General features: G+C 60.6%; 25 protein-coding genes and 1 other RNA gene. 2 read left to right on the forward strand and 24 right to left on the reverse strand.

Going from position 1 to position 26,683, the window contains the following annotated elements; genetic code table 11:
* Positions 1-421 precede the first annotated feature (421 nt).
* Together KI612_RS16080 and KI612_RS16085 are read left to right on the forward strand one after the other, a co-directional pair.
* On the forward strand, positions 422-1,198 hold the full coding sequence (locus KI612_RS16080; RefSeq protein ID WP_226441078.1) for a spermine/spermidine synthase domain-containing protein: 777 nt from the start codon (positions 422-424) through the stop codon (positions 1,196-1,198).
* Between the two features lie 146 nt (positions 1,199-1,344).
* Positions 1,345-1,620 (forward strand): hypothetical protein, encoded by a 276-nt coding sequence (locus tag KI612_RS16085; RefSeq protein WP_226441079.1) that lies wholly within the window; start codon positions 1,345-1,347, stop codon positions 1,618-1,620.
* 138 nt (positions 1,621-1,758) lie between these two features.
* Here KI612_RS16085 and KI612_RS16090 read toward each other — a convergent pair whose 3' ends face one another.
* The 24 genes from KI612_RS16090 to KI612_RS16205 all read right to left on the reverse strand — a co-directional run bounded on the left by KI612_RS16090 (position 1,759) and on the right by KI612_RS16205 (position 26,535).
* On the reverse strand, positions 1,759-2,559 hold the full coding sequence (locus tag KI612_RS16090) for an ABC transporter ATP-binding protein (protein WP_226441080.1): 801 nt from the start codon (positions 2,557-2,559) through the stop codon (positions 1,759-1,761).
* Positions 2,560-2,575: 16 nt separating this feature from the next.
* Complete coding sequence (gene ntrB / locus KI612_RS16095) at positions 2,576-3,505, reverse strand: nitrate ABC transporter permease (RefSeq protein ID WP_226441081.1); 930 nt, start codon at positions 3,503-3,505, stop codon at positions 2,576-2,578.
* A gap of 56 nt (positions 3,506-3,561) precedes the next feature.
* On the reverse strand, positions 3,562-4,743 hold the full coding sequence (locus KI612_RS16100) for a CmpA/NrtA family ABC transporter substrate-binding protein (protein WP_226441082.1): 1,182 nt from the start codon (positions 4,741-4,743) through the stop codon (positions 3,562-3,564).
* Positions 4,744-5,124: 381 nt separating this feature from the next.
* The gene (locus KI612_RS16105) at positions 5,125-5,700 is read right to left on the reverse strand and encodes an ANTAR domain-containing response regulator (protein WP_226441083.1); all 576 of its coding nucleotides are present in this window, start codon (positions 5,698-5,700) and stop codon (positions 5,125-5,127) included.
* Positions 5,701-5,708: 8 nt separating this feature from the next.
* The gene (locus tag KI612_RS16110) at positions 5,709-6,089 is read right to left on the reverse strand and encodes a sirohydrochlorin chelatase (protein ID WP_226441084.1); all 381 of its coding nucleotides are present in this window, start codon (positions 6,087-6,089) and stop codon (positions 5,709-5,711) included.
* An 89-nt stretch (positions 6,090-6,178) separates the two neighbouring features.
* Positions 6,179-6,979: a type IV pili methyl-accepting chemotaxis transducer N-terminal domain-containing protein gene (locus tag KI612_RS16115; protein ID WP_226441085.1), complete on the reverse strand. Its 801-nt coding sequence runs from the start codon at positions 6,977-6,979 to the stop codon at positions 6,179-6,181.
* Complete coding sequence (nirD, locus tag KI612_RS16120) at positions 6,969-7,280, reverse strand: nitrite reductase small subunit NirD (protein ID WP_226441086.1); 312 nt, start codon at positions 7,278-7,280, stop codon at positions 6,969-6,971. Before nirD ends, KI612_RS16115 begins: the two co-directional genes overlap by 11 nt.
* A 57-nt stretch (positions 7,281-7,337) precedes the next feature.
* The gene (gene nirB, locus KI612_RS16125) at positions 7,338-9,788 is read right to left on the reverse strand and encodes a nitrite reductase large subunit NirB (protein WP_226441087.1); all 2,451 of its coding nucleotides are present in this window, start codon (positions 9,786-9,788) and stop codon (positions 7,338-7,340) included.
* A 253-nt stretch (positions 9,789-10,041) separates the two neighbouring features.
* Entirely contained in the window at positions 10,042-11,031 is a 990-nt protein-coding gene (ybiB, locus tag KI612_RS16130; protein WP_226441088.1) for a DNA-binding protein YbiB, read from the reverse strand.
* A gap of 18 nt (positions 11,032-11,049) precedes the next feature.
* Positions 11,050-13,773: a nitrate reductase gene (locus KI612_RS16135; protein ID WP_226441089.1), complete on the reverse strand. Its 2,724-nt coding sequence runs from the start codon at positions 13,771-13,773 to the stop codon at positions 11,050-11,052.
* 129 nt (positions 13,774-13,902) lie between these two features.
* Complete coding sequence (locus KI612_RS16140) at positions 13,903-14,337, reverse strand: ClpXP protease specificity-enhancing factor (RefSeq protein ID WP_226441090.1); 435 nt, start codon at positions 14,335-14,337, stop codon at positions 13,903-13,905.
* Between the two features lie 5 nt (positions 14,338-14,342).
* Complete coding sequence (locus tag KI612_RS16145) at positions 14,343-14,939, reverse strand: glutathione S-transferase N-terminal domain-containing protein (protein ID WP_226441091.1); 597 nt, start codon at positions 14,937-14,939, stop codon at positions 14,343-14,345.
* Positions 14,940-15,022: 83 nt separating this feature from the next.
* Positions 15,023-15,742: a cytochrome c1 gene (locus KI612_RS16150; RefSeq protein ID WP_226441092.1), complete on the reverse strand. Its 720-nt coding sequence runs from the start codon at positions 15,740-15,742 to the stop codon at positions 15,023-15,025.
* Positions 15,743-15,753: 11 nt separating this feature from the next.
* Positions 15,754-17,055: a cytochrome b gene (locus KI612_RS16155; protein WP_404818061.1), complete on the reverse strand. Its 1,302-nt coding sequence runs from the start codon at positions 17,053-17,055 to the stop codon at positions 15,754-15,756.
* 3 nt (positions 17,056-17,058) lie between these two features.
* Positions 17,059-17,658, reverse strand: coding sequence for a ubiquinol-cytochrome c reductase iron-sulfur subunit (gene petA / locus KI612_RS16160; RefSeq protein ID WP_226441093.1), 600 nt, complete (start codon positions 17,656-17,658; stop codon positions 17,059-17,061).
* An 83-nt stretch (positions 17,659-17,741) separates the two neighbouring features.
* The gene (gene recR / locus KI612_RS16165; RefSeq protein ID WP_226441094.1) at positions 17,742-18,341 is read right to left on the reverse strand and encodes a recombination mediator RecR; all 600 of its coding nucleotides are present in this window, start codon (positions 18,339-18,341) and stop codon (positions 17,742-17,744) included.
* A complete protein-coding gene (locus KI612_RS16170; RefSeq protein ID WP_226441095.1) occupies positions 18,342-18,665 on the reverse strand; it encodes a YbaB/EbfC family nucleoid-associated protein in 324 nt (107 codons plus the stop codon).
* A gap of 15 nt (positions 18,666-18,680) precedes the next feature.
* On the reverse strand, positions 18,681-20,318 hold the full coding sequence (dnaX, locus tag KI612_RS16175; RefSeq protein WP_226441096.1) for a DNA polymerase III subunit gamma/tau: 1,638 nt from the start codon (positions 20,316-20,318) through the stop codon (positions 18,681-18,683).
* A 27-nt stretch (positions 20,319-20,345) separates the two neighbouring features.
* Positions 20,346-20,444: signal recognition particle sRNA small type (ffs, locus tag KI612_RS16180), an RNA gene on the reverse strand.
* A 97-nt stretch (positions 20,445-20,541) separates the two neighbouring features.
* On the reverse strand, positions 20,542-21,156 hold the full coding sequence (locus KI612_RS16185; RefSeq protein ID WP_226441097.1) for an OmpW/AlkL family protein: 615 nt from the start codon (positions 21,154-21,156) through the stop codon (positions 20,542-20,544).
* Between the two features lie 182 nt (positions 21,157-21,338).
* Positions 21,339-23,969, reverse strand: a complete 2,631-nt coding sequence (alaS, locus tag KI612_RS16190; RefSeq protein ID WP_226441098.1) for an alanine--tRNA ligase — start codon at positions 23,967-23,969, stop codon at positions 21,339-21,341.
* A 94-nt stretch (positions 23,970-24,063) separates the two neighbouring features.
* Positions 24,064-24,417: a hypothetical protein gene (locus KI612_RS16195; RefSeq protein WP_226441099.1), complete on the reverse strand. Its 354-nt coding sequence runs from the start codon at positions 24,415-24,417 to the stop codon at positions 24,064-24,066.
* A 64-nt stretch (positions 24,418-24,481) separates the two neighbouring features.
* Complete coding sequence (ugpQ, locus tag KI612_RS16200) at positions 24,482-25,225, reverse strand: glycerophosphodiester phosphodiesterase (protein ID WP_226441100.1); 744 nt, start codon at positions 25,223-25,225, stop codon at positions 24,482-24,484.
* On the reverse strand, positions 25,225-26,535 hold the full coding sequence (locus tag KI612_RS16205) for an extracellular solute-binding protein (protein ID WP_226441101.1): 1,311 nt from the start codon (positions 26,533-26,535) through the stop codon (positions 25,225-25,227). The genes ugpQ and KI612_RS16205 overlap by 1 nt, the downstream gene beginning before the upstream one ends.
* Positions 26,536-26,683 lie beyond the last annotated feature (148 nt).

Raw genomic sequence — 26,683 nt, forward strand, 5'->3', positions numbered from 1 at the left:
CTGACGTACATCCAAGGAGAGTTGCAGACTCAGTAAGTGCGTAGAATGGTTTTTCCATTGGCAGGAAGCATTGGTGAATGACTCGTGACTGACTATATCTGCCTATAGCCAGATTGTCTTGGCACATAGCAACCCACAGTGCCAGAATGTCACACCCTTCAGAGCAGACCTACTAGGGGTATTTGGAAGTAGCCTTACAATTTGTTGGTACTTTTGTTGGTATCAACCAAAATACACCAATACAAAACCTCTAAGAAAAGCCACCGACAGCCTCTAATGTGATTCCACCTGGGGTACCAGACCCATGCGCTACGCTCAAACCCGGCCTGTCGAACCTGGCTCGCGCAAACGGCAGATCAAGCCGGGCTCCCCCGCTATGCCAGGCGTTACCATTTCCCCCTCATCCTGCCCTCACTCCAGCATGCGCCAATCGAAAAAGCCGCCCCGCCATTCCGTCGACATCAGCGAGGAAGCCGGCATTCGCTATCTGCACTTCGGTTCGGACTGGATTCAAGGTGCCATGCGCATTGCCCGTCCCTGGTCGCTGGAACTGGGCTACACGCGCGAGATGATGGCCGGACTGCTTTTGCGCCAAAGTGCGCAATGGCCGCGCCACGCGCTGCTGATCGGCCTTGGCGCCGGCTCGCTGGCCAAATTCATTTACCGCTACCTGCCCGACTGCCGGATCACCGTCGTCGAGATCAACCCGCAGGTCGAATTCGTCGCCCGCCAATATTTCAAGCTGCCGGACGACCCGCAGCGCCTTGATGTCATCACCGGCTGCGGCGCCGATTACATGCTCGCCGGCGGCCGCCAGTTCGACTACATCCTGACTGATGGTTTCGATGCCGAAGCCAGTGCCGGCGCACTCGATACGCTGCCGTTTTACCAGGCCTGCCGCAGCCGGCTGAGTGACGATGGCCTGCTCGGCATCAACCTGCTGGGCCGCAACAAAGGCTTTCAGGGCAGCGTCGAGCGCATCTGCGCCGCCTTTGATGGCCGACTTGCCGTTTTTCCATCCTGCGACAGCGGCAACACGATTGCCTTTGCCACGGGTGGCAAGCCCGTCGCTGTCTCGCTCGAAGAAATGCGCGAGCGTGCCGTCAAGCTGAAAAAGGATAGCCGGCTCGACCTGCTGCCGACCATCAGCCGCCTGCAACTGAGCTACCCCTTGCCGGAAGGCATGCTGCGCATTTAGGCCGGATTCGGCCTTGCCTTATCGGCCGGGAAAAGCTAAAAAGAAGGCAGTCCTCCACCAAAAAAATCTACAAGGCGGATAGAAAAACGATAACTGGCCATTGCACGAAAACAGCCTTATCGCCTTACCTATCGAAGGAGGAAGACATGTTATCCATTCAGGACGTTCTCGATTACTGTGATCTCGACCGCGGCGAAATCGAAGCCATCGCGGAACACGAGCACATTCCCGTCACCATCGCCGCCGAGCTGAGCGAAGTGCTGCTCTGTTCACCGGAAGGCGTTTGCCGCCTGCACACGATGATCATCGAAAACATGACGCACGCCCTGGAACAGGGCAAGTACGAACACGTCAAAAGTCTGTCGCAGACCTACGAGCACCTGCAGCGTACGCACCCGATTCCTGCCAACATGAATCTCTGAAATCCCGCACTCCCCTGCGGGTTTCGACCGGCCAAGCTGCTGGTCATGCCCGGCCTTTCGTGCCGGGCTTTTTTGCGCCGAAAAATGCTGTTTTCAGCGCGTTGACCGTCCAGCAGCAATGCCGGACGGTCAACCGGCTCAGGCCGCGACTTTCTCGACATGCGCCTGCTTTTCGTAGAGGAACTCGAGCACGGCGGCGCGGTAACCGATGTAATCCTGGTCGTGCGCCAGGACCAGCCGGTTGCGCGGCCGGGCCAGCTTCACTTCGAGGATTTCGCCAATGGTTGCGGCCGGGCCGTTGGTCATCATGACAATACGGTCGGAGAGCAGCACGGCTTCATCGACATCGTGCGTAACCATGACCGTGCTCGCCTTGGTCGTCTCGCAGATCCGCATCAGCTCGTCCTGCAGCTTGGCGCGGGTCAGCGCGTCGAGAGCCCCGAACGGCTCGTCCATCAGCAGCACCTTGGGTTCCATCGACAGTGCGCGAGCGATGCCGACGCGCTGCTTCATGCCGCCGGAAATCTCGTTCGGGTACTTGCTGCTGGCGTGATCCAGGCCGACCAGGTTGATCGCCGCCGCGGTGCGTTCCTTCAGTTTCTGCTTGCCTTCTTTCTGGCCGAAGACGCGCTCGACCGCCAGATAGACGTTCTCGAAACAGGTCAGCCAGGGCAGCAGGCTGTGGTTCTGGAAGACCACGGCCCGTTCCGGCCCGGGGCCGGCGATCTCGCGGCCATCGCAGAGCAGCACGCCGGTGGTCGGCTTGGTCAGGCCGGCAATCAGGTTGAGCAGGGTCGATTTGCCGCAACCGGAATGGCCGATCAGCGCAATGAACTCACCCTGCTTGATCGAGAGATCGATGTCGCGCAGGGCGACGAACTTGCCCTTCTTGGTATCGAAGGTCTGGCCGACTTTTTCCACGCTTACGAATTTTTCCATGCTGTTCTCTCCTCGCTCAATCGGCTTCTTTGGTCAGTTTGCGGGCGAGCAGGATGAGACCTTGCTCGAGGATCAGACCGACGATGCCGATCACGAAAATGGCGATGATGATGTGTTCGACCTTGAGGTTGTTCCATTCGTCCCACACCCAGAAGCCGATGCCGACGCCACCGGTCAACATCTCGGCAGCGACGATAACCAGCCAGGCAGTGCCGATCGACAGGCGGATACCGGTCAGCATGTAGGGCAGCACGGCCGGGAAGAGGATCTTGGTGACAACCTTCCATTCTGAGAGCGCCAGGACACGGGCGACGTTGAGGTAATCCTGCGGCACGCGCTGCACGCCCTGCGCCGTGTTCATGATCATCGGCCAGATCGAGCAGATGAAGATGGTGTAGGTCGCGGCCGGGTCGGCCTTCTTGAAAACGAGCAGGCCGATTGGCAGCCAGGCGAGCGGCGACACCGGGCGCAGCAGGCTGATGATCGGGTTGATCATCGCCGCCAGGAAGGCCGAGCGGCCGAGGATGAAGCCGAGCGGAATGCCGACCACGGCGGCGAAGCCGAAACCGATACCGACGCGCTGCAGCGAGGACAGGATGTTCCAGCCGATGCCCTGGTCGTTCGGCCCGTTGCGGTAGAACGGATCGGCGAAGAGCACGGTGGCTGCGTCCCAGGTCTGAACCGGGCCGGGAATGCTGCCGCCCTTGAGGGTGGCGACATACCAGATGCCGATCAGGACCAGCATGCCGAGGCTGGGCGGCAAAACGGCGCGCAGCAGGCTGTTGAGTTTCTCGCCGAGCGGCATGCCGCTCGGCTGGGGAAGTGCTTTGTCCATATTCTTTTCCTTGGCCGGTAAGGCGGCTTGCACCACAACCGGCGGGCTGTTCGGCGTATCAACCAGGGGCAGCGGGCTGACCAGGTCGACACTCATCGTCGTTGCGCTCATGTTTTTCTCCTCAGGCTGTCGTGATGCCGGCCGCAACCGGCATCACCCGGACTGGATCAGGCCTTGATCTTGAAACCGTCGGCGTACTTGGCGGGATCCTTGCCGTCCCAGACCACGCCGTCGATCAGCTTGTGGCTGCGCATCTCGTTCTTGGGCAAGGCAACGCCGGCCGCAGCCGCGCCCTGCTTGTAGATGTCGATGCGATTGACCTGCTTGGCCACGGCCAGGTAGTCGGGATGACTCTTGAGCAGACCCCAGCGCTTGTGCTGGGTCATGAACCACATGCCGTCGCTGAGGTAGGGGAAGTTGACCGTCCCCTCGTTGAAGAACTTCATGCAGTTCTTGTCGTCCCAGCTCTTGCCCAGACCGTTCTGGTAACGGCCAAGCATGCGCGCCACGATGACCTCGGTGTCGGTATTGACGTAGGACTTCTGGGCAATGACTTCGGCCGTCTTCTGCTTGTTGGCGATGGAGGCGTCGATCCACTTGCTGGCATCGAGAATGGCGGCAACGACAGCACGCGCCGTGTTCGGATTCTGCTTGACCCAGTCGGCCGTCGTGCCGAGCACCTTTTCCGGGTGATCGGTCCAGATGTCCTGGGTCGTCGTCGCCGTGAAACCGATGTTGTCCATGATGGCGCGGTTGTTCCACGGTTCGCCGACGCAGAAACCATCCATGTTGCCGACACGCATGTTGGCGACCATCTGCGGTGGCGGCACGGTGATCGTCTTGACATCCTTCATCGGATTGATGCCCTGCGCCGCCAGCCAGTAGTACAGCCACATGGCGTGGGTGCCGGTCGGGAAGGTCTGGGCAAAGGTGTATTCCCGCTCCTTCTTGGCGACCAGCTTGGCGAGGCTGCTGCCATCGGTGGCGCCCTTGTCCTTGAGCTGGTTGGAGAGCGTGATGGCCTGACCATTGTGGTTCAGGCCCATCAGCACATTCATGTCCTTCTTCGGGCCGCCGACGCCGAGCTGCACGCCGTAGATCAGGCCGTACAGCACATGGGCAGCGTCGAGTTCGCCATTGACCAGCTTGTCGCGCACCGAGGCCCACGAAGCTTCCTTGGTCGGGATGATCTTGATGCCGTATTTCTCATCGAACTTCATGACCGAAGCCATGACGACAGAGGCGCAGTCGGTGAGCGGGATGAAGCCGATACGGACTTCCTTCTTTTCGGGGGCATCCGAACCAGCGGCCCAGGCGCCACTGCGAACACCGGGAGGTACCATGGCCATCAGAGAGGCTCCCAAAGCGGTTGACACGAAATCACGACGAGAAATCGAGGAGGTGTTTTTTTCCACCGGCTTGCTATCGTCCATTGCTTGCTCCTTTGATTGCGGGAATCCAGAAAACAAAACGGGCGTCACATCCGGCTGCCGGTTGGCAGCGCGGATGGACGCCCTTGTCCTGTGAGTCGATATCTTTGACTCGCGCCCGGCCGCCATTGACCGTGCGTTAATGAACTGACTATCGCAATGGCCGTGCCAGGCCCGGAATATTTTTCCTAAGCCATTGCCGGATAAGCATTTTCTTGATTTTTTCGGCGTCGACCGCTGGCCGGACGGCAGGCAATGTGCGCACTATTGCAGTGCAACAAGCGGCGATGCCGCACGCCTTTAGAGCAGTACGCGCGCCATGTCGATGACGTCGCGGGCGACCTTGGCCAGGGTCTGGCCGCGCTCCATGGCCAGCTTGCGCATGGCGTGATAGGCCGCATCCTCGTCGAGGCCGCGCGCCTTCATCAGCACGCCCTTGGCCTTGTCGACCAGTTTGCGGTCGGTCAGCTTCTTCGAGGCCTCGTCGAGTTCGCGGCGCAGGGCCTGCGTATCCTCGAAACGGGCGCGCGCCACCTCGAGGATGGGCTTGATCCGTTTCTGGTCGAGACCATCGACGATATAGGCGGAAACGCCCGCCTTCACTGCGTTCCGGATCGCCGACTGGCCGTCTTCCTGGGTAAAGATGACGACCGGGCGCGGCATGTTCTTGTGCATCGCCGCAAGATTTTCGAGGGTGTCGCGACTCGGACTGTCGGTGTCGATCAGGATGACGTCCGGCTGCAGTTTCTCGACCTCGGCCGTGAGATTGGCGGCATCGGCCAGGATGGCCGCCACCTGGTAACCGGCGAGCGCCAGCCCGGCACAGATTTCTCCGGCCCGCGAGCGCGATTCATCAATGACAAGTACAGTCAGCATGCCTGAATTCAAGCAAGCTCCGAACCAGCCACCAGCATGGCGGCCTCGGCCATCGCCTGAACGACAATTTCGTGTTCGCCAATCGCATTGCCCAGTGAAAAATCGATTTCCGGATAGGTCGACCGCAAGGCGGCCAGCATTTCCGGCAATTCGCGCTTCAGGTGGCCGCCGCGCGCGATGAACATCGGCAGGACAACAATGCGCCCGGCCCCGGCGGCAACCACATCGGCCACGCAGTCAGCCAGGCCGGGCGTCATGAATTCGAGGAAGGCCAGTTCGACCGGGGTGTCCGGCACACGGCCACGCAGCACGGCCTGGACACGACGCATCGGGCTCGCCCATTCGGGATCGCGGGCGCCATGGGCAAAGAGGATCAAGGCTGTTTTCATCTGGGTACACTTTAACTGAAGGGGAAAGCCCGGGCGCTACCGCTTCGGGCGTATTGACAGCCTCTCAGAACACGTAGCGCCCCCTAAGTTCAACCACGCACCAGCTTTTCGTAACGGCCGGTCAGGCCATCCATCACTTCGAGAATCCGCTCGCTGGTCGTTGCCACGTTACGCACCGCAAGCTCCCGTGTTTCCCTTCCGTTCAGGGCTTGCTCGAAGAACAGCCACTGGGTGTTGGCCAGTTCCAGTTCGATGCGGATTTCCGGCGTGTTTTCCGGTGCCTGGTTGAGTTCCTTGAGTGCCGCAACGAAGTCGCGCCGGGCCGCATCCAGTTCGCCCCGCAGCGCTTCGGAGACGATCCCGGACTGCTCGACAAGAAAGCACTTGGCCATACGCTGCGACAGCATGCGCTGCCGCCCGGAAATATTCACCAGATGCCCGGCCGTGCTGCCCGCCTGCTTTTCGTACAAGCCGGTCAGCTGATGTGCCGCGCGCAAGGTCCGGTCGGATTCCGCCAGCACCAGGCGCAGGTTTTCCGGCGTCCGGGGACGTCCAAGCACGTCACGATAGGCAGCCCAGGCGCGCTCCAGATCGAGCAACCCGCCCTTGATTGCTTCGCCGGGAGCGATGCTGGCCAATTCGACCAGCTGCGATTCGAACAGCCGCCGCGACTGTTCGAGCAAGACCTCCGCCTTCTGCGGCATCGCCCCCAGCACCAGCATGGTGAATGCCTTCGCCATGCGCTGCGACAACATGCGTTGCCGCCCGGCCTTGTTGATCGCCGCGCCCAGCGACATGGCACTGCCCTCTGCGGCAAACAGCGGCCGGGCAACAAGACTGGAGAGCGCGCCAAGAATGAAACTCCGGCGGCGCATTCCCTCAGAGAGCAAGGAACACCTCGCCGCCCTCGACCTTGACCTCGAACCGGTTGCAGGAACCGACATCCGGCGCCACTGCCTGGCCGTCTTCGAGGCCGATGTTCCAGCCATGCAGCGGGCAGGTGACGCGCCGGCCATGCACCAGGCCCTGCGACAGCGGCCCGCCCTTGTGCGGGCACTTGTCGTGCAGCGCGAAGACCTCGTCTTCGGCGTTGCGGAAAATGGCGATGTCGCCGCCCTTCTCCGGGCGCACGATGCGCGAACCCAGGGGCGGGATGTCTTGCAGCTTGCAGATCAGTTTCCAGTTGTTCATTGCGTATTCCTCGATTTTTGGCATTTTTCGGATGTTGACCGCTGGCGCCTTCTGGCCTCAGGCAATCGCCACCGGCACGATGGGAATGAATTGCTTGATCGCTTCCGGCTCGCGCGACGTCGCCCACGGGTCCTTCGCATCCTTCAGCGAGTCGAGCAGCGCGGCGTAGAGCGCCTTGCGGCCTTCGCCATCCTCGACGATGCGGCCCTTGACGTAATCCATGCCGACCCGTTCCAGCCAGTGGCAGGTGCGTTCCAGATACCAGCCTTCGACGCGGTAAAGCTGCAGGAAGGCGCCGGAATATTCCATGACCTCCTCGTCCGAACCGACCTTGCACAGGAACTGCGCGACCTCGGTCTTGATGCCGCCGTTGCCGGCAATGTAGATCTCGTAGCCGGAATCGACGCCGATGATGCCGACGTCCTTGATGCCGGCTTCGGCACAGTTGCGCGGGCAGCCGGAGACGGCGAGCTTGACCTTGTGCGGCGCATACATGTCGAACAGCATCTTCTCGAGCTTGACGCCCATGGACATCGCCAGTTGCGTGCCGAAGCGGCAGTGCTCGGCGCCGACACAGGTCTTCACGGTGCGGATCGACTTGCCGTAGGCGTGGCCGGACACCATGCCGGCCGCGTTGAGGTCGGCCCAGATGCCGGGCAGGTCTTCCTTCTTGATGCCGAGCAGGTCGATACGCTGACCGCCGGTGACCTTGACGGTCGGCACCTTGTACTTTTCCGCCGCATCGGCGATGGCGCGCAGCTCGGCCGGCGTCGTCAGGCCGCCCCACATGCGCGGCACCACCGAATAGGTACCGTCCTTCTGGATATTGGCGTGCGAGCGCTCGTTGATCAGGCGCGACTGCGGATCGTCCTTGGCCTCGTGCGGCCAGGTCGAGATCAGGTAGTAATTGATCGCCGGGCGGCACTTGTCGCAACCGTTCGGCGTTTTCCATTCGAGCGCCTTGAAAACGGCTTCCTTGCTGACCAGATGCTGCTCGCGGATGGCATCGCGCACCATCTTGTGCGACTGCTCGGTGCAAGCGCAGACCGGCTTCTTGTCGGAAGCGGCCGGCGTGTAGGCGCCGCCGATGGTCGAGGCGAGAATCTGTTCGACCAGGCCGGCACACGAACCGCAGGACGACGCCGCCTTGGTGTGCTTCTTGACCTCGTCGAGCGTGAACAGGCCCTTTTCCTTGATCGCCTTGACGATGCTGCCCTTGGTCACGCCGTTGCAGCCGCAGACCTCGGCCGTATCGGGCATTTCGGCTGCCTTGCTGTTGCCGGCATGGCCGACGTCGCCGACCAGCGACTGGCCGAAGATCAGCGAATCGCGGATGTCGTGGATGTCGCGCCCGTCCTTGAGCAGCTGGAAATACCACGGACCGTCGGCCGTGTCGCCGTACATCACGCCGCCGACCAGCTTGTTGTCCTTGATCACCAGCTTCTTGTAGACGCCGCCGTAGGGGTCGTTGAGCAGGATTTCCTCGCAGCCCTCGCCGCCCATGTAGTTGCCGGCCGAGAACAGGTCGATGCCGGTCACCTTCAACTTGGTCGAGGTCACCGAGCCGGTGTAGCGGCCGATGCCGTAGCCGGCCAGGTGATTGGCGGCGACCTTGGCCTGCTCGAAGAGCGGCGCGACCAGGCCGTAGGCGATGCCGCGGTGGCTGACGCACTCGCCGACCGCGTAGATTTTCGGGTCGTAGGTCTGCATCGTGTCGTTCACGACGATGCCGCGATTGCAGTAGATGCCGGAAGCTTCGGCCAACGCGTAGTTGGGGCGGATGCCGGCGGCCATCACAACAAGGTCGGCCGGCAACTGCATGCCATCCTTGAAGCGGATCGCGGCGACACGCCCGCTCTCGCCGGGAATCAGCGCCTCGGTATGCTTCTGCAGCAGGAATTTGAGGCCCTTGTCCTCGAGCGATTTCTGCAACATGCGGCCGGCGACTTCGTCGAGCTGGCGTTCGAGCAACCACGGGCCGATATGCACGACGGTCACGTCCATGCCGCGCAGCTTCAGGCCGTTGGCAGCTTCCAGGCCGAGCAGGCCGCCGCCGATGACGACCGCGTGCTTGTGCAGTCTGGCGGCGGCTATCATCTCGTCGGTGTCCTTGATGTCGCGGTAGCCGATGACGCCGGGCAGATCGTTGCCGGGAATCGGCAGCATGAAGGGGGTCGAGCCGGTGGCGACAAGCAGGCGGTCGTAATGCTCCTCGCTGCCGTCGTCGGCAATCACCTTGCGATTGACGCGATCGATCTTCACCACCTGCTTGCCGGTGTGCAAGGTGATCTTGTTTTCCTTGTACCACTCGAGTTCGTTGAGCACGATCTCGGCTATGGTCATTTCGCCGGCGAGCACCGGCGAAAGCAGGATGCGGTTGTAGTTGGGATGCGGTTCGGCACCGAAGATCGTGATGTCGTAGTGATCCGGCTTGATCTTCAGCAGTTCTTCAACGGTACGGACACCGGCCATGCCGTTGCCGATCAGGACGAGACGGGGTTTGCTCATTATGGGCTCCAACGATGCGTGCGCCCGGAGGGACGCGAAACTTGTGTTTCAGCGCATGACGTCTTTGCCATTGCGGACCGGAGCGGTCCATTCCGTCCTCGTTGACGGGGTATTTCGCTGTTGATGAATTACTCTTTGCAATCCTCGTGCCAGAATCCTAACGCGATGATTTTTGGTGTTTTTCCGTGGTCGACCGCCCGGCACCCGCACCAAATGAAGGCATCAGGCACGCAGGCCGGCACTGAAATGCACCTTAGCTACTCGTCGCCGCCAGTGCATTGGCCTCGACCGCAACGATGGCCTTGGCCTGGTTGAAGTCCTCGGCGTAACCGCTGGCGTAGAGCAGACAGGCCAGCTGGTTGGCAATCGGCTTGGGCAAGGCGGCCTGCTTGTCGAGCACGCGCTGCGTCCATTTCGCCGTCTGCGCCGCATCGGCACCGTCCGGCAGATTGGGCAGGGTACGCAGGCTGTCGTGCTCGGCTTCGAACAGCACATCGGCAAAGCCTTCGTGAACATATTCGAGGCGCGGCCGCCGTTTCGGATTGGCAAAAGGCTCGCCCTCGGTACCGCGCAACAGGATGGCGCGCTCGCCGCGCGCCAGCAGCATGTCGCGCATCAGGTCGATGAAATCGGGATGCGTCGCCGGTGCGACAACCACAGCCTCGCCTTCGAAGGGATTGAGCATCTTGACCAGGCTGTGCGCACTGTTGCGCACGCCCATGCGGGCGCGCAGGGCGAGCAGGTTGTGCAAGCCGGGCGCCAGCGCAGTCAGCGGCACGAAGGCCAGACCTTTTTCCTGCAGCGTGGTTTGCGCCTGGTGCGTCGTCGTCGCCGGCATGATGCCGAGTTCGCGGAAGATATGGCCGGTGGTGACCCGGCCGAACCCCTCGAGCAGGCCATGCACCAGCACCGGCACACCGAAGCGGCGCAGCATCAGCGCCAGCAACGGAGTCAGATTGGCTTCCTTGCGGGCGCCGTTGTAGCTGGGCAGGACAACCGGTCGTACGCGTCCCGCCGGATTGTCCAGAAGGGCCGTTCGATCTTCGGCTGCCGCCAGAAAGCCGAGCATTTCATCGAGCGATTCACCCTTGACGCGCAAGGCGAGCAGAATGGCCCCGAGCTCGAGATCGGGCACGCCGCCGTCGAGAATTGCCGCATAAAGCTGGCGCGCATCGTCGCCGGAGAGGCTGCGCGCCCCCTGGGCGCCGCGGCCGATTTCCTTGATGTAGTGGGCGTAAGTCATTGTCTTCTCCTGCCGCGCTCAAACGGGCACAGTCTCATGGGTCTTGCATTCAGCCAGCATCCGCTTGATGTCCGGCACACAGGAACCACAGAAGGTTCCACATTTCAGGTTTTGCTGCAGGGCGGGCAAATCGTCTCCCGCAGCAATTCCTGCCTTGATTTGCAGATCACTGACATCGGCACACTTGCAGACGATGTTGCGCGGCGCAATGGTAACCGGCGGCGCACTGCATGGCGCCAGCGCGAAGCGGATCATCGCCGGATCAAGCTTATCCTCGGCCATCGCCTGCTTCAACCAAGTCTGGGCAAGCACCTCACCCGCCAGACGGACGGCAAGCAAGCGGCCATCGCGGGAAATCGCCTTCTTGGCAATATTCCGGCTGCGATCGCTATAGACGATGGCGCCAGCGTCGCCCGCCATGCCGAACAACTGATCAAGCTCAGCAAGCGCCGCGGCATCGAGTGGCTGCTCAAGCGCCGCGCGGAACACGACCAGCGGCGCCTGCCGCCCGTAGAGACTGACATTGGCGTAGGGATAACGGTCGAGCAACGGCCGCGCTTCCTGCATCAACTCCAGCGCTTCGGCCTGATTGTCACAACGGCGGATGACGGCGAGCGGATAAGGCAGTTCGAGACGGGCGATCTGCACGGCAGCGTGTTTCAGTTCCGGCTGCATCGAAGAGGGATCAACCGCATCGCAAGCCACGGCATTGGCGCCGGGCGAGTTGAGGAACTGACTCCCCCAGTGCATCGGCAGCCAGGCCTGACCTTTCTGCATCCCGGCCCGTTCGACGACACGCAGGACGCTGTCGCCACGCGCATTGCTGAGCCGCGCCAGATCGCCGCTGACCAGCGTGCGGTGGCGCATGTCGCAAGGATGCATGCCGAGCAAGGGCTCGTCTTCCTGATTGAACAGGCGCGGCACGGTGCCGGTGCGGCTCATGCCGTGCCATTGATCGCGCATGCGACCGGAAAGCAGGCTGATCGGCAGGTCGACCGTATTGGCATCGGCAGTCGGCTGATGTTCGATCGGCAGGAAAGCCGCTTTGCCGTCGGCAGAAGCGAACACGCCGTCTTCGTAAAGACGCGTCCGGCCGGTAGCAGCCCCTTGCGGATACGGCCATTGCTGCGGTCCGGCCTGTTCGAGCAAGGCATAACTCAGGCCGCCGATATCGAGATCGCGGCCTAACGTACTGGCGCGGTGCTCGTTGAAGATGGCTTCGGCATCGGCATAGGGAAACAGCTTGTCGGTCGCCGAATTGCCCAGCTTGTGCCCGAGCCGGCGCGCGAAATCGACGACGATCTGCCAGTCGTGACGGGCTTCGCCCGGCGCGGCGACGGCCGACTGGACGCGACTGATGCGGCGCTCGGAATTGGTCACCGTGCCGTATTTTTCACCCCAGGTCGTGGCCGGCAACAGCAGGTCGGCATACGCCGCGGTATCGGTATTGCCGTAGGCTTCCTGCAGCACGACATAGTCGGCCGCTTCCAGTGCCGCGCGTACGGCAGCCTGGTTGGGCAGCGATTGCGCCGGATTCGTGCAGGCAATCCAGACCGCCTTGATCTCGCCGGTTTTCAGGCTTTTGAACAGGTCGACCGCTGACTTGCCCGGTTCTGACGGTACGTCGGGAATCCCCCACAGCTTCGCCACTTCGGCGCGATGTTCGGGATTGCCGAGGTCACGATGGGCCGACAACTGGTTGGCGAGACCGCCGACTTCGCGCCCGCCCATCGCATTCGGCTGCCCAGTCAGGGAAAACGGCCCGGCGCCGGGTTTGCCGATCTGGCCGGTCGCCAGATGCAGATGGATGATGCCGGCGTTATTCTGCGTCCCGTGCGCCGACTGGTTGAGCCCCTGGCAGTAGAGCGAAAGCGCTGCCTTGCTGCCGGCGAACCAGCGCGCCGCCGTAACGATATCCGCGGCCCGCAGGCCGCAGATCGCAGCGACCCGCTCCGGCGTGTATTCGCCGACGATCGCCTGCAACTCGGCAAAGCCACGGGTATGGACGGCGATATAGTCGGCATCGATCAGGTTCTCGGCAATCATCACCTGCAGCATGCCGTTGAATAGCGCGACATCGGTGCCCGGCTTGAGCGGCAGGTGCAGATCGGCGATTTCCGCCGTCTCGCTGCGCCGCGGATCGGCAACGATGATGCGCAGGTTGGGGTTGGCCGCCCGCGCATCCTCGATCCGGCGAAAGACGATGGGATGGGCAAGCGCCGGATTGGCACCGCTGATGAAGATCAGGCTGGCCTGATCGATATCCTCGTAACTGCACGGCGGCGCGTCAGCACCCAGGGTCTGCTTGTAGCCGGCCACCGCCGAGGACATGCAGAGACGCGAATTGGTATCGACGTTGTTGGTGCCGATCAAGCCCTTGGCGAGCTTGTTGAAGACGTAGTAATCCTCGGTCATCAATTGACCGGAGATATAAAAGGCAACCGAATCCGGACCATGCTCACGGATGATCGAAGCAAAACGCCCGGCCGCCTGGTCGAGCGCGGCATCCCAACTCAGACGCTGGCGCAGGCCATGCCGCTCCGTCCGCTGTTCCGGATGGAGCAGGCGACAGGTAGTGTCAGCCGTCAGATGCAGGCTGGCCCCCTTGGTGCACAAACGACCGAAATTGGCAGGATGCTGCGGATCACCGCGCACGCCGACAATGCGACCACCTTCAGTGGCAACCAGAACGCCGCAGCCGACGCCGCAATAACAACAAGTGGATTTGACTTCAGTTTGCATGACTTTTCCTTTTGGCATGGCTTTGAGCAACAGCCGTGCCATCGTTAAAAATCATGGACTTGAATAACAAACGGGGAGATTTCCAATGGAAATCTCCCCATTCTGGTGCATCACCAGGCGAGCGAGTCCCTATTTGATGCGCTGCAGCTTCGGGCGCCCCGCATCCGGGCGCGGCGGCTCGGGCGGGTCCTCGTCTGGTGCAGAATCTCCAGCCCCCAGCTCGGCAGAAAACGCTTCGGCTACGCCGGCATCGTCTTCGAGTTCGAAGGCCATCCCGGCTCCGTTTTCACGCGCATAAACCGCCGTTACCTGACCAACCGGTATCGACAACTCACGCGCCACACCACCAAAACGCGCCTGAAACTCGACATAGTCATTGCCAATCTGCAGCTTGTTGGTCGCACCGGGTCCCAGATTGAGCACGATCTGGCCGTCACGCACGAACTCGCGCGGCACGCGGGTCCGGGAATCGACGGTGACTGCGATATGCGGCGTGAAACCGTTATCGCAGCACCATTCCCAGATGGCGCGCAGCAAATAAGGCTTGGTCGAAGGAAGCCCCATGCCTGTTACTTGCGCATCGCTTTTTCGGACGGCGTCAGCGCGTCGATGAAACCTTGCCGGCTGAAGATGCGCTCGGCGTACTTCATCAGCGGTGCGGCAGCCTTGCCGAGATCGATGCCATAGTGGTCGAGACGCCACAACAACGGGGCAATCGCCACGTCGAGCATGGAGAACTCGTCACCCAGCATGAACTTCTGCTTGTTGAAGATCGGCACGATTTCGGTCAGACGCGCCTTGATTTCCTGGCGGGCCTTATCAGCGGTCTTGCTGTTCTTTTCGATCACTTCCATGAAGGAAAAGATTTCGCGTTCCATGCCGACCAGCAACTGGCGGGCGCGGGCGCGCATGATCGGATCGGCCGGCATCAGTTGCGGATGCGGGAAGCGTTCGTCAATGTATTCGTTGATGATGTTCGGCTCGAACAGGACGAGATCGCGCTCGACCAGAACCGGCACGCGATTGTGCGGGTTGATCGCGGCCATTTCTTCCGGCTTGTTGAACATGTCGACATCGATGACCTGAAAGTCCATGCCCTTTTCGAACAGGACAATGCGGCAACGGTGACTAAAAGGGCAGGTAGTGCCCGAATAGAGGTTCATCATTTGTGGTAACCCTCAAAATGAGATTCGGCACCGGGGGCCGGCCGAAGCCAAACCCGCGATGCCGTTAGCTGATCCGGGAAGGATCAGTGAATGTCTTTCCAGTATTCCTTCTTCAGCGCGTAGGCCACGACGAAGAGAACGGCAAGGAAGCCCAGAACGTAGAAGCCCAGCGTACGGCGGAATTCCTGTTGCGGCTCGGCCATCCAGACCATGAAGCTGACCAGATCGGAAACCGTCTTGTCGTAGGCGGCAGGAGCCAGCTCACCCGGCACGGCCAGTTCCAGCTTGTGCGTTTCGTGATTCAGCACTTGCTGACCTTGCAGGCCATACAGGATGTGCGGCATGCCGACGTTTTCGAACACCACGTTGTTCCAGCCGGTCGGACGGTTTTCGTCGCGATAGAAGGAACGCAGATAGGTGTACAACCAGTCGGCACCGGCGCCGGCGTTGCCGGCTTCGCCACGGGCACGGGCAATGATGGTCAGGTCGGGCGGCGTGGCGCCGAACCATTGCTTCTGCTCGTCGGAACGGGCAGCAACCGTCATCAGGCCACCGATCTTGTCGGTGGTGAACATCAGGTTGTCCTTCACTTGCTGCTCGGTCAACCCCAGATCCAGCAGGTTTTTGTAGCGCAAGTAGGAAGCACCATGGCAGTTCAGGCAGTAATTGACGAAGACCTTGGCACCATTCTGCAGCGCCGCCTTGTCACTGACCGAACCCGGCCACTTGTCGAGATGAACCGCACCGCCGCTGGCAAAAGCCATGATCGGCGCGAAGAGCAATGCGATCAGAAATTTTTTCATTTTTTGCACCCTCACTTCATCGTCACGCGGTCAGGAACCGGCTTGAACTTGTCCATGCGGGACCACCACGGCATGCCGAGGAAGAAACCGAAGTAGAACACCGTGCAGATTTGCGAAATGATTTCGCCCATCGGAGACGGGGACAAGGTGCCCAGGTAACCGAGGATGAAGAAGCAAATCACGAAAATGGTGATCATGGCCTTGGTGATCGGGCCGCGATAGCGGATCGACTTGACCGGGCTGCGATCGAGCCAAGGCAAGGCAGCGAAGATCACCACGGAAGCACCCATCGCCACCACACCCCAGAACTTGGCATCGAGACCGAAGAAGTTCCAGACCATCGCACGCAGGATGGAGTAGTAAGGCGTGAAGTACCAGACCGGCGCGATATGCGGCGGGGTCTTCAGCGGGTCAGCCGGATAGAAATTCGGCGTTTCCAGGAAGTAGCCACCACCTTCGGGAGCCCAGAACATCACGGCAGAGAAAATCATCAGGAAGACGACAACACCGACGATGTCCTTGACCGTGTAGTACGGGTGGAACGGAATGCCGTCACGCGGAATGCCGTTTTCGTCCTTGTTGGCCTTGATTTCGACGCCGTCCGGGTTGTTCGAACCGGTTTCGTGCAGCGCCAGCACGTGGGCGGCGACAAGACCGAGCAGCACGAGCGGGAAGGCGATGACGTGGAAGGAGAAGAAACGGTTCAGGGTTGCGTCACCAACCACGAAGTCACCACGGATGATCAGCGAAAGATCAGCGCCGATGACCGGGATGGCTGAGAACAGATTCACGATCACCTGGGCGCCCCAGTAGGACATCTGACCCCACGGCAGCAAATAGCCGAAGAAGGCTTCGCCCATCAGCACCAGGAAGATGCCGACACCGAACAGCCAGGTCAGCTCGCGCGGCTTGCGGTACGAACCGTAGATCAGGCCACGGAACATGTGCATGTAAACCACGATGAAGAAGGCCGAAGCACCGGTCGAGTGCATGTAGCGGATCAGCCAGCCACCCGGCACATCACGCATGATGTACTCGACGGAAGCAAAGGCGACAGGAACGCCATTCGCGTTTACCGCAGCATCCGGCTTGTAGTGCATGACCAGGAAAATGCCGGTAACGATCTGGATGACCAGGACCAGCAGGGCCAGTGAGCCGAAGAAATACCAGAAGTTGAAATTCTTCGGTGCGTAGTATTCGGACAGATGCCCCTTCCACATGGAAGTTGCCGGGAAACGCGCATCCAGCCACTCGAGCGCATTGCCGGCCAGGGAACCGTCAGACTTGTACTTTTCGAAATTGCCAGCAGCCATTTCTTATGCTCCCTTCTTGTCATCGCCGATCAGGATACGGGTATCGGCGAGATACACGTGCGGCGGCACTTCAAGGTTGGTCGGGGCCGGCTTCGCCTTGAACACGCGACCAGCGAAGTCGAAGGTCGAACCGTGACAGGGGCAAAGGAAACCGCCCAGCCATTCGCCCGGCATGCCTTCTTCGGCACCGGCCTTGAACTTGGAGGACGGCGAACAGCCAAGGTGGGTACAAATCCCGACCACGACCATGATTTCCGGCTTGATCGAACGGGTATCGTTCTGGGCATAGGCCGGCTGCTGACTCGTCTTTTCGGACTTCGGATCAGCCACGGCATCAGCCAGCTTGGGCAGCGTATCCAGCATTTCCTTGGTGCGATTGATGATCCACACCGGCTTGCCGCGCCACTCGACGGTCATCATCTGGCCCGGTTCAAGCTTGCTGATATCGACTTCTACCGGAGCGCCTGCTGCCTTGGCACGCTCTGACGGAAGCAAGCTGGAGACGAACGGTACGAGTGCTGCAACAGCCCCCGCCCCGCCCACGGCCGCGGTCGCGACGATCAAACGCCGTCTGCCGCAGTCCATTTTTCCTTGTTTGCTCATAACGCTGACCCCTAAAGGAATTGGATGGGATTAAAAATAAACGCTAAATTATACGACATCGGAACCTCCGATCAAAGCCGCTGTCACCCGGCGCAGTTCTTTCTTTCTCGCAACGCCTGCGCCAAGGTGCCACTATCGACGTATTCGAGCTCGCCACCGACCGGTATCCCGCGAGCAATTCGTGTCACGGCAATCCCCTTTGGCCGCAGCATGGCAGTCAGGTAATGCGCGGTAGCTTCGCCTTCATTGGTGTAATTGGTGGCCAGAATGACCTCCTTGACCATGCCATCGAGGGCGCGCGCCATGACACGCTCCAGACCAAGCTCGCGCGCCCCCACCCCATCCAGCGGCGAAATCCGCCCCATCAGCACGTAATAGAGCCCCTGGAAAGCCAGAGTCTGCTCCATCATGTTCATGTCGACAGGGGTTTCGACGACGCACAATAGCGACTGGTCACGCTTCGGAGAGGCGCAACGCTCGCAGAGATCGGCTTCGGTGAAAGTATTGCAGCGCTGGCAATGCCGGATAGCCTGCAGCGCATGCAGAAGGGAATCACCGAGCTTGCGGGCCCCTGAACGGTCGCGCTGCAGCAAATGATAAGCCATGCGTTGGGCCGACTTCGGCCCAACGCCAGGCAAGCAGCGGAGGGCTTCTATCAGCGCTTCGAGGCCCGAGGGATTCACTTAGAACGGCAGCTTGAAGCCAGCCGGCAGGTTCATGCCAGCTGTAAATCCGGCCATTTTTTCCTGGCTGAGCGCTTCGCCGCGGCGGATCGCATCGTTAACTGCAGCCGCAACCAGATCTTCGAGCATTTCACGATCATCCATTACCGACGGATCGATACTGACACGGCGCACGTCATGCGCACAGGTCATCACGATCTTGACCATGCCGGCACCGGATTGCCCCTCGACCTCAATCTGGGCGAGCTGCTCCTGCGCCTTCTTCATGTTTTCCTGCATCATCTGGGCCTGCTTCATCAGGCCACCCAAGCCACCCTTCATCATTTTCCGAGTTCTCCGTTAAGTGATAGGTCTAATGGATGTATCAACAACGGACGCATCGAACGACTCGATCACGTCACGCACAAAGGAATCTTCTTCGATCGAGGCAATTGCCTTGTCCTGGCGCTCGCGTTTTTCGCGTCCGGCAGTCTCGGCCGGGGTATCAACCTCATTCTGCGCCAGCTCGAAACGCACCTTGAGCGGGCGCCCGAAATACTCGCTCAAGGCCTGCTCCAGCCGATCCGGCGCCGGCTTCATCTGCAGATGCGAATGGGATGGCGACAGGCGCAACAGGCAATCCGCCTCGTTCAACTGGCGCAACTCACAGTGTTGTGCCAGGGTTCGCGCCAGACCGCTCAATTGCAGACCTGCGACGATTTCATGCCAATCAGAATCAGCTGCCGACTGCAGAGAAGGCTTGCTGACCGACGGCGAAGACAACACAGGCGCAGGCGTCTCCAACGGCTTGACCACAGGCGCTGGCGCAGGCGTAACGGCGGCAACCGGACGCGTCACCGGAATGACCGGTGGCCGTGAGCGCACCGGCACGGAAGCCACGACATCAGCCACCGAGGCTGGCCGGAAGGTGTGCAAGCGCAACAAGGTCATGACAAAACCGGCATATTCATCCGGCGCGGTCGACAGCTCATTTCGACCAATATTCACGATCTGATAAGCCAGCTGCACGAATTCGGGACTCAACGCCGCAGCAACCTGCAGCAACTGCTCGCGCTCGGGATCGTCGTCATCGACCGCACCCGGCACACATTGCGCAATCTGCACCCGCGTCAGCAGCGCACCCAGCTCCTGCAAGGCCGCGCCAAACGACAGGCTGCGCACACTCAGATCGGCCGCCACGCGCAGCAGCGCCGAGGCATCACCCGCCTGCAGCGCTTCGAGAATGGCGAACAGGTAATCCAGATCGACCGTACCCAGCATGCTGCGCACCTGCGACTCTTCGACCTTGCCGGCACCGTGGGCAATGGCCTGATCGAGCAGGGACAGCGCATCGCGCATGCTGCCGGCAGCCGAGCGGGCAACCAGCGCCAGCGCACCACTGTCGAAGGGCACACTCTCGGCCTGCAGAATATGCGCCAGATGCGTCGTAATGGCACTCACCGGCATCTGTTTCAGATTGAACTGCAAACAACGCGACAGCACGGTCACCGGAATTTTTTGCGGATCGGTCGTTGCCAGGATGAATTTGACGTGCTCGGGCGGCTCTTCCAGCGTCTTCAACATGGCATTGAAGGCCGAGTTGGAGAGCATGTGCACTTCGTCGATCACGTAAACCTTGAAACGCCCGCGCGTTGGCGCATAGACGGCGTTTTCGAGAAGCTGGCGCATCTCGTCGACTTTGGTGTTGGTTGCCGCGTCCACTTCGAGCAGATCGACGAAACGCCCACTGTCAATTTCCTGGCAGGCTGAACAAGTGCCGCACGGGGTCGCCGTGATGCCACTTTCGCAATTCAGCGATTTGGCGAGAATACGGGCAATCGTCGTCTTGCCGACACCGCGGGTACCGGTGAACAAATAGGCGTGATGCAGACGCTTTTCGGAAAGCGCATGGGTCAGAGCGCGGACAACGTGTTCCTGTCCGACTAGCGTAGAAAAATTACGCGGCCGCCACTTGCGTGCAAGAACCTGATAACTCATGCGCCCCACACCAAAACAAGAATAGAAAATGGCGAGCCTAACCCCCGGCACTTGCAGTAAGTAGCTGTGGCTGCTTCCTTCCGGACCTGACCAGATTCACCACCCTGCAATGCGGGGAGACCCGCCGGGATGGATTCTATCACCGATTCGACCGAGACTCACCGCACGTCAACGAAAAACGGGATGCCCGCAGGCACCCCGTTTTGATAAAGCATGAAGAGGCTTAGAAGCGATAACCGACGCCGACGCCAGCGGTGATCGGGTTCAGATCAACCTTGCCCAGTTTGGCACCGCCACCAGTCAGATGCACATCGGTAGACATCTGGATATATTTGACGTCGAGATTGACCGACCAGTTCTTGTCAATCAGATAATCAAAACCAACCTGAGCCGCCAAACCCCAGCTGCTGCTATCAACATCAGCCGTTGCCCCGATGTTTTTGCGGTCGGTAAAAATCGTATAGTTCAAGCCAGCACCGACATAAGGCTTGAAAGCACCCAGATCAGTAAAATGATATTGCAGCAGCAAGGAAGGCGGCAGCGCCTTGATCGTGCCCAACTGACCACCATTCAGTTTGATATCAATTTTCTGCGGATAGGTAAGAACCAACTCGGCAGCAATATTTTTGGTAAAGAAATAGGAGAGGTCAACTTCCGGGATCCAGCGATCCTTGGCCTCAACTACCGTAGCGCCGCCCAAGCCATCGGCCTGCCCATTATCAAATCCAATATGTACCGCGCGCGCCCGAACAAGGAACGCCCCCTCATCAGCCGCCTGAGCAATCCCAGAGAACAGACCGGTGGCAACCAGAGCAGCAACAAGAATCTTCTTATGCATTTGATACTCCCTCTTCTTCGTTGAAAGAGGGGCATGCTACGCGCCCCCCAAGAGGGGTTTTTGACCTATATCAAGATAATCATTTATATCGTTTTAATCACATTAGTGCAATTTATGCACCCAAAAAAAATCCCGGCAGCCGGCAGGCCGGCGGCAGGGATTCTCGGGAAAAGACAACGAAACTAAAGCTTGCCTTCAACCCATGCCGCCACCGAAGCCAGCGCCGCCGGCAGATTCTCAGGCTGCGTACCACCGGCTTGCGCCATGTCGGGACGACCACCGCCCTTGCCGCCGACCTGCTGGGCAACCATGTTGACCAGCTCGCCGGCCTTGACCTTGCCGGTCAGGTCGGCGGTCACGCCGGCAATCAGCGTCACCTTGCCGTCAATCACCGAAGCCAGCACGATAGCGGCCGACTTCAGCTTGTCCTTGAGCTTGTCCATGGTCTCGCGCAGGGCATTGACATCCGCCCCCTGCAGCAGCGCGGCCAAAACCTTGGCACCCTTGACGTCGACCGCCTGGGCCAGCATGTCGTCGCCCTGGGCCGAAGCCAGTTTGGACTTCAGGCGAGCCAGCTCTTTTTCTAAGTCGTGGGTTTTATTCTTGAGCTTAGTAACTTGCTCTTGAGCAATGCCGACGCTGGCCGAATTGAAGCCAAGCTCAAAAGCCAACTCATTAAACTCTTCATATAGTCGCTGCACCAGAGCCAGTGCATTGTCGCCAGTAAGCGCCTCAACACGACGAACACCAGCCGCGACACCAGCCTCGTTGGTTATCTTGAACAGGCCGATGTCACCCGTGCGGGAAACGTGCGTACCGCCGCACAGTTCGCGCGAGGAACCAATATCGAGGACGCGTACGCTGTCGCCGTATTTTTCGCCGAACAGCATCATGGCACCCAGTTTCTGGGCTTCGGCAATCGGCAGGACGCGGGTTTCGTTGGCGGTATTGGCCAGCACCTCGGCATTGACGATATTTTCGACGCGGCGGATTTCCTCATCGGTCAACGGCTGGTTATGCACGAAATCGAACCGGGTCTTGTCCGAATCAACTTGCGAGCCCTTCTGCTGGACGTGATCGCCGAGCACTTCGCGCAGCGCCTTGTGCAGCAGGTGGGTCGCCGAGTGATTGCGGGCTGTGCGCATACGCGCCAGCACGTCGACCTTGGCATTGACGCCGTTACCGACGGTGATCGCGCCAGTCTTGACGACGCCATGATGACCGAAGACGGTGGCCTGGATCTTCTGCGTATCTTCGACAGCAAAGATGCCATGCACCGACTGCAGCGCACCGCAATCGCCCACCTGACCGCCGGACTCGGCGTAGAACGGCGTGTTGTCGAGCACGACCACGCCCATTTCGCCCTCGTTCAGCTGGTTGACCGCTGCGCCGTCCTTGTACAGCGCCAGCACATTGCCCTTGAACTCCAAGGCGTCATAGCCATGGAAGGTCGTGGCCGGGCCGTCGTATTCGAGATTGGCCGCCATCTTGAACTTGCCGGCGGCACGTGCCTGCTCCTTCTGACGGGCCATCGCGGCATCGAAGGCGGCCGCATCGACGGCAATGTCGTGCTCGCGGCAAATGTCCTGCGTCAGATCGAGCGGGAAGCCATAGGTATCGTGCAGCTTGAAGGCCGTGTCGCCATTGAAAATCTTGTTGCCGGCGGCCTTGAGGGCGGCGAGTTCGGACTCGACGATGGCCATGCCATGCTCGATGGTTTCAAAGAAACGATCTTCTTCCTGCTTCAGCGTCGCGACGATGCGCGCCTGGTTCTGGCCCAGCTCCGGATAGGCCATGCCCATTTCGGCGACGAGGTCCGGCACCATCTTGTGGAAGAAGGCAGCGCGGGCGCCCAGCTTGTAGCCGTGACGGATGGCGCGGCGGATGATGCGGCGCAGCACGTAACCACGACCTTCGTTGCCGGGAATGACGCCGTCGGCGAGCAGGAAGGAGCAGGCACGGATATGGTCGGCGAGCACCTTGAGCGACGGGCTGTTCATGTCGGCATCGCTGGTTTCGCGGGCCGCGGCCTTGATCAGGCTCTGGAACAGGTCGATTTCGTAATTGGCGTGCACGCCCTGCAGCACGGCCGAGATGCGCTCCAGGCCCATGCCGGTATCGACCGAGGGCTTGGGCAGCGGATGCATGACACCGGCTTCGTCACGATTGAACTGCATGAAGACGTTGTTCCAGATTTCGATGAAACGGTCGCCGTCTTCTTCCGGCGACCCCGGAGGGCCGCCCCAGTGCTTTTCGCCGTGATCGTAGAAGATTTCGGTACACGGACCGCAGGGACCGGTGTCGCCCATCATCCAGAAATTATCGGAAGCGTAGCGGGCGCCCTTGTTGTCGCCGATGCGGATGACGCGCTCAACCGGCACGCCGATTTCCTTGGTCCAGATATCGTAGGCTTCATCGTCTTCGGCATAGACGGTGACGGTCAGCTTATCCTTGGGCAGCTTGTAGACTTCAGTCAGCAGTTCCCAGGCGTACTTGATCGCGTCGCGCTTGAAGTAGTCGCCGAACGAGAAGTTGCCGAGCATTTCGAAAAACGTGTGGTGGCGCGCCGTGTAGCCGACGTTTTCCAGGTCGTTGTGCTTGCCGCCGGCGCGCACACATTTTTGCGAGGTCGTGGCACGCGTGTAGGGACGCTTGTCGAAACCGAGGAAAACGTCCTTGAACTGGTTCATCCCGGCATTGGTAAACAGCAGCGTCGGGTCTTCATGCGGCACCAGCGAGCTGGAAGAAACGATCTGGTGGCCCTTGGAGGCGAAGAAGTCGAGGAATTGCTGGCGGATTTCTGAGCTTTTCATTAGCTGGCGGCCTTCAAGGCTGTTCATTCGGAGCCGGCAATTTTAAAAGAAAAACCCGCCGGGCGGCGGGTCTTGTTGCGTGGATCAGGCTGGCTTAGCGACGGCGCGGACGGTCAACGCGTCCGTTATGGTTGAAATCATGCTGGCGATCATGCTTCTGGGCATAGATACGATCACTTTGCGCGTCCTGCGCCACATGCAGACGGGCCCGCTCGCGCTTGGTGACGACACCATCGGCCTTGGCACGATTTTCCATGTTGTCCACGCGCTGCTGACCGTTTTCCAGACGATTGGCTTCGCGTTGGGTCAGGCTGCCGGAAGCCACACCCTGGTCGATGCGCTGCTCCTGGTTGGCCTGGCGCTGGTCGACACGCGGCGTATTGGCCTGGGCAAAAGCCAGGACGGGCAGAGCGATGGCAACGGCAACAACGGCCTTGATGCTTTTCATGACTTTCTCCTCGAATGGCGGGTCAATCCCCTGAGCGCCATTAAAAGGTAAAAGCGGGTAAAAATCAGCCGGGAGAATGCAAGCCTTTGTAATCGTTTGTTTCCGACGCAAACAGGTCGAGACGATCGGTGAACAACGCAGTCACGCCACGCGCGAAAAGCATTTTTGCCTTTTCAGCGGCGTTGACCGTATAGCAAAGCACGGGAATGCCGGCCGCCCCGGCTTCCTGCAACACATCGTCGGTCAGGTGAGCGGCATTGCAGTGCAGGGTTACCGCTTGCAGTTCGTGCAACTGGCGCAGCCAGTCCTCCGGCACCCGATCAAACAGGATGCCACGCGGAATCTCCGGCGCCAGATCGCGGGCAATTTCCAGTGCTGCCAGGGAAAATGAAGAAAGCAAAGGCATTTGCGCCGCATCGCGCCACAAGTCGGCGGCCATCCGGGCAAGCACCTCGGCGGTGCGGACTTCATGCCCCTGCGCCGGCTTGATCTCGACATTGGCCAGCAAACCCAGCTGCCGGCAAAGTAGCGCCGCTTCGACAAAGCGCGGTGGCGGCTCACCGCCGCCGGCGTCGAGGGAAAACAGGTGTGCGTCCGGCGTTTCGCAGACCCGGCCGCTGCCGTTGGTCGTGCGCACCAGGGTTTCATCGTGGATCAGCAGCGGCGTAGCGTCGGCGCTGAGCATGACGTCGAACTCGACCGCCCGGAATCCCATGCGGGCCGCCAGCCGTATGCCGGCCAGCGTGTTTTCCGGAGCGAGAGAGCCGCCACCGCGATGGGCAAACCAGCGCGGCAGCGGCGGCAGCATCAGAAGGGCTGCGCCTTTTTCAATGCCGGCTTGGCACCGAGCACGGCATTGCCGCGCGTCACCGACGTATCGAGCGCTGCCTTGGCCGGCTTCTGGTCACTCCAGACGGCTTCCAGCTCTTCGTTGGCAATGATGCGCACCGGGTCGGCATCGGCCACATGCGAAGCCGGCGAGGCGCCCTTGCCCTTGAGCGAGGCATAAGCCACTTCCAGCGTCTTGTCGCCATCACGCAGAACCTTGCTGCGGGCAGCGGCACGACCGGCCGAGGTGAGCGGCAAGCCGCCATAGACACGCACCAATTCAACCTGCATTTCCGGCGACAGCAGGAAGGACACGAACTTGGCTGCCTGCTTGTATTCAGCCGCCGAACGGCCTGCCCCGACCCACAGCGACGCGCCGTCAGCCAGCGAGTTCTGACGCCCGCCATAAACGTCGTCGTGATACGGCAGCGCCGCCACACCGAGCTCGACACCCTTGGCGTCGCGGAAATCGACATGCTCGCGCGAGTCGGTACTGATCATGGCGCACTCGCCTTCGCGGAAATGCTTGCTGGCTTCATCGCGGCGACCAAAGAGCTTGAAGTAATTGGCCTTGGTCCAGGTTGCCATCATCGCCACATGCTTGACCTGCGGCAGACCGTTGAAGATCAGCGCGCCCTTGTCGCTGATCGCCGGCACACCGGAGATGGCGCTGACGTTATCGACATGCACCCAGACCGGCCACGAGGTCGTGTAGGGGCAGGCGTAGCCCGCGTCCTGCAACTTGTCGAGCATGCCCTGCATCTCGAACCAGGTCTTCGGCGCCTGCTCCGGATCCAGCCTGGCCTTGCGGAAAGCGTTCTTGTTGTAGAACAGGACCGGCGTCGAATAAATCAGCGGCAGGGCAACCAGACGCCCCTTGGCATCGACGACACCGGCCTTCAGATCGACCGAGAGATCGCTCAGATTGAGTGGCTGACCGGCCTTGGCCATCATTTGGTAGAGAGGCACGAAGCTCTTGGTCTGGGTCAGCACGTCGCTCATGTCGTAACGACGAACCAGATTGAGCCCGGCCGGCTTTTCACCTTTTTCCAGACGCGTCAGCTTCAGGTTGCCACCGTTTTCCTTGTTGAAGCGATCAACCACCGCCTGCAGCTGCTCTTCACCAAGCGCCCCGAGATTGTGCGCCAACTCGAAATCGGGGGATGCGACCGGCGCAGCAGCTTGCTTGGCGGCCTGCTTGACAGCGGGCTTTGCCGGCTTGGCGGCATTGGCGGAAAAAGCCAGCGCCAGGCTGACGGCTACGAACAAGGGACGAATCAGATGCGACATGAATACTCCAGCAATTCGGAAAGACTGCAATTATAGCGCCCGGGCAGCCAGGGACGCCCCCACGCCAAACACGGAACAGCGTGTGCCGATCGCATCAGCAGCACGGGGGTGTGGTACCCTGCCCCCCTTCGAACATCCCACGCAATCC

Origin of the sequence: Quatrionicoccus australiensis (assembly GCF_020510525.1) — a bacterium.
In the GTDB taxonomy this organism is placed as follows: Bacteria; Pseudomonadota; Gammaproteobacteria; order Burkholderiales; family Rhodocyclaceae; genus Azonexus; species Azonexus australiensis_B.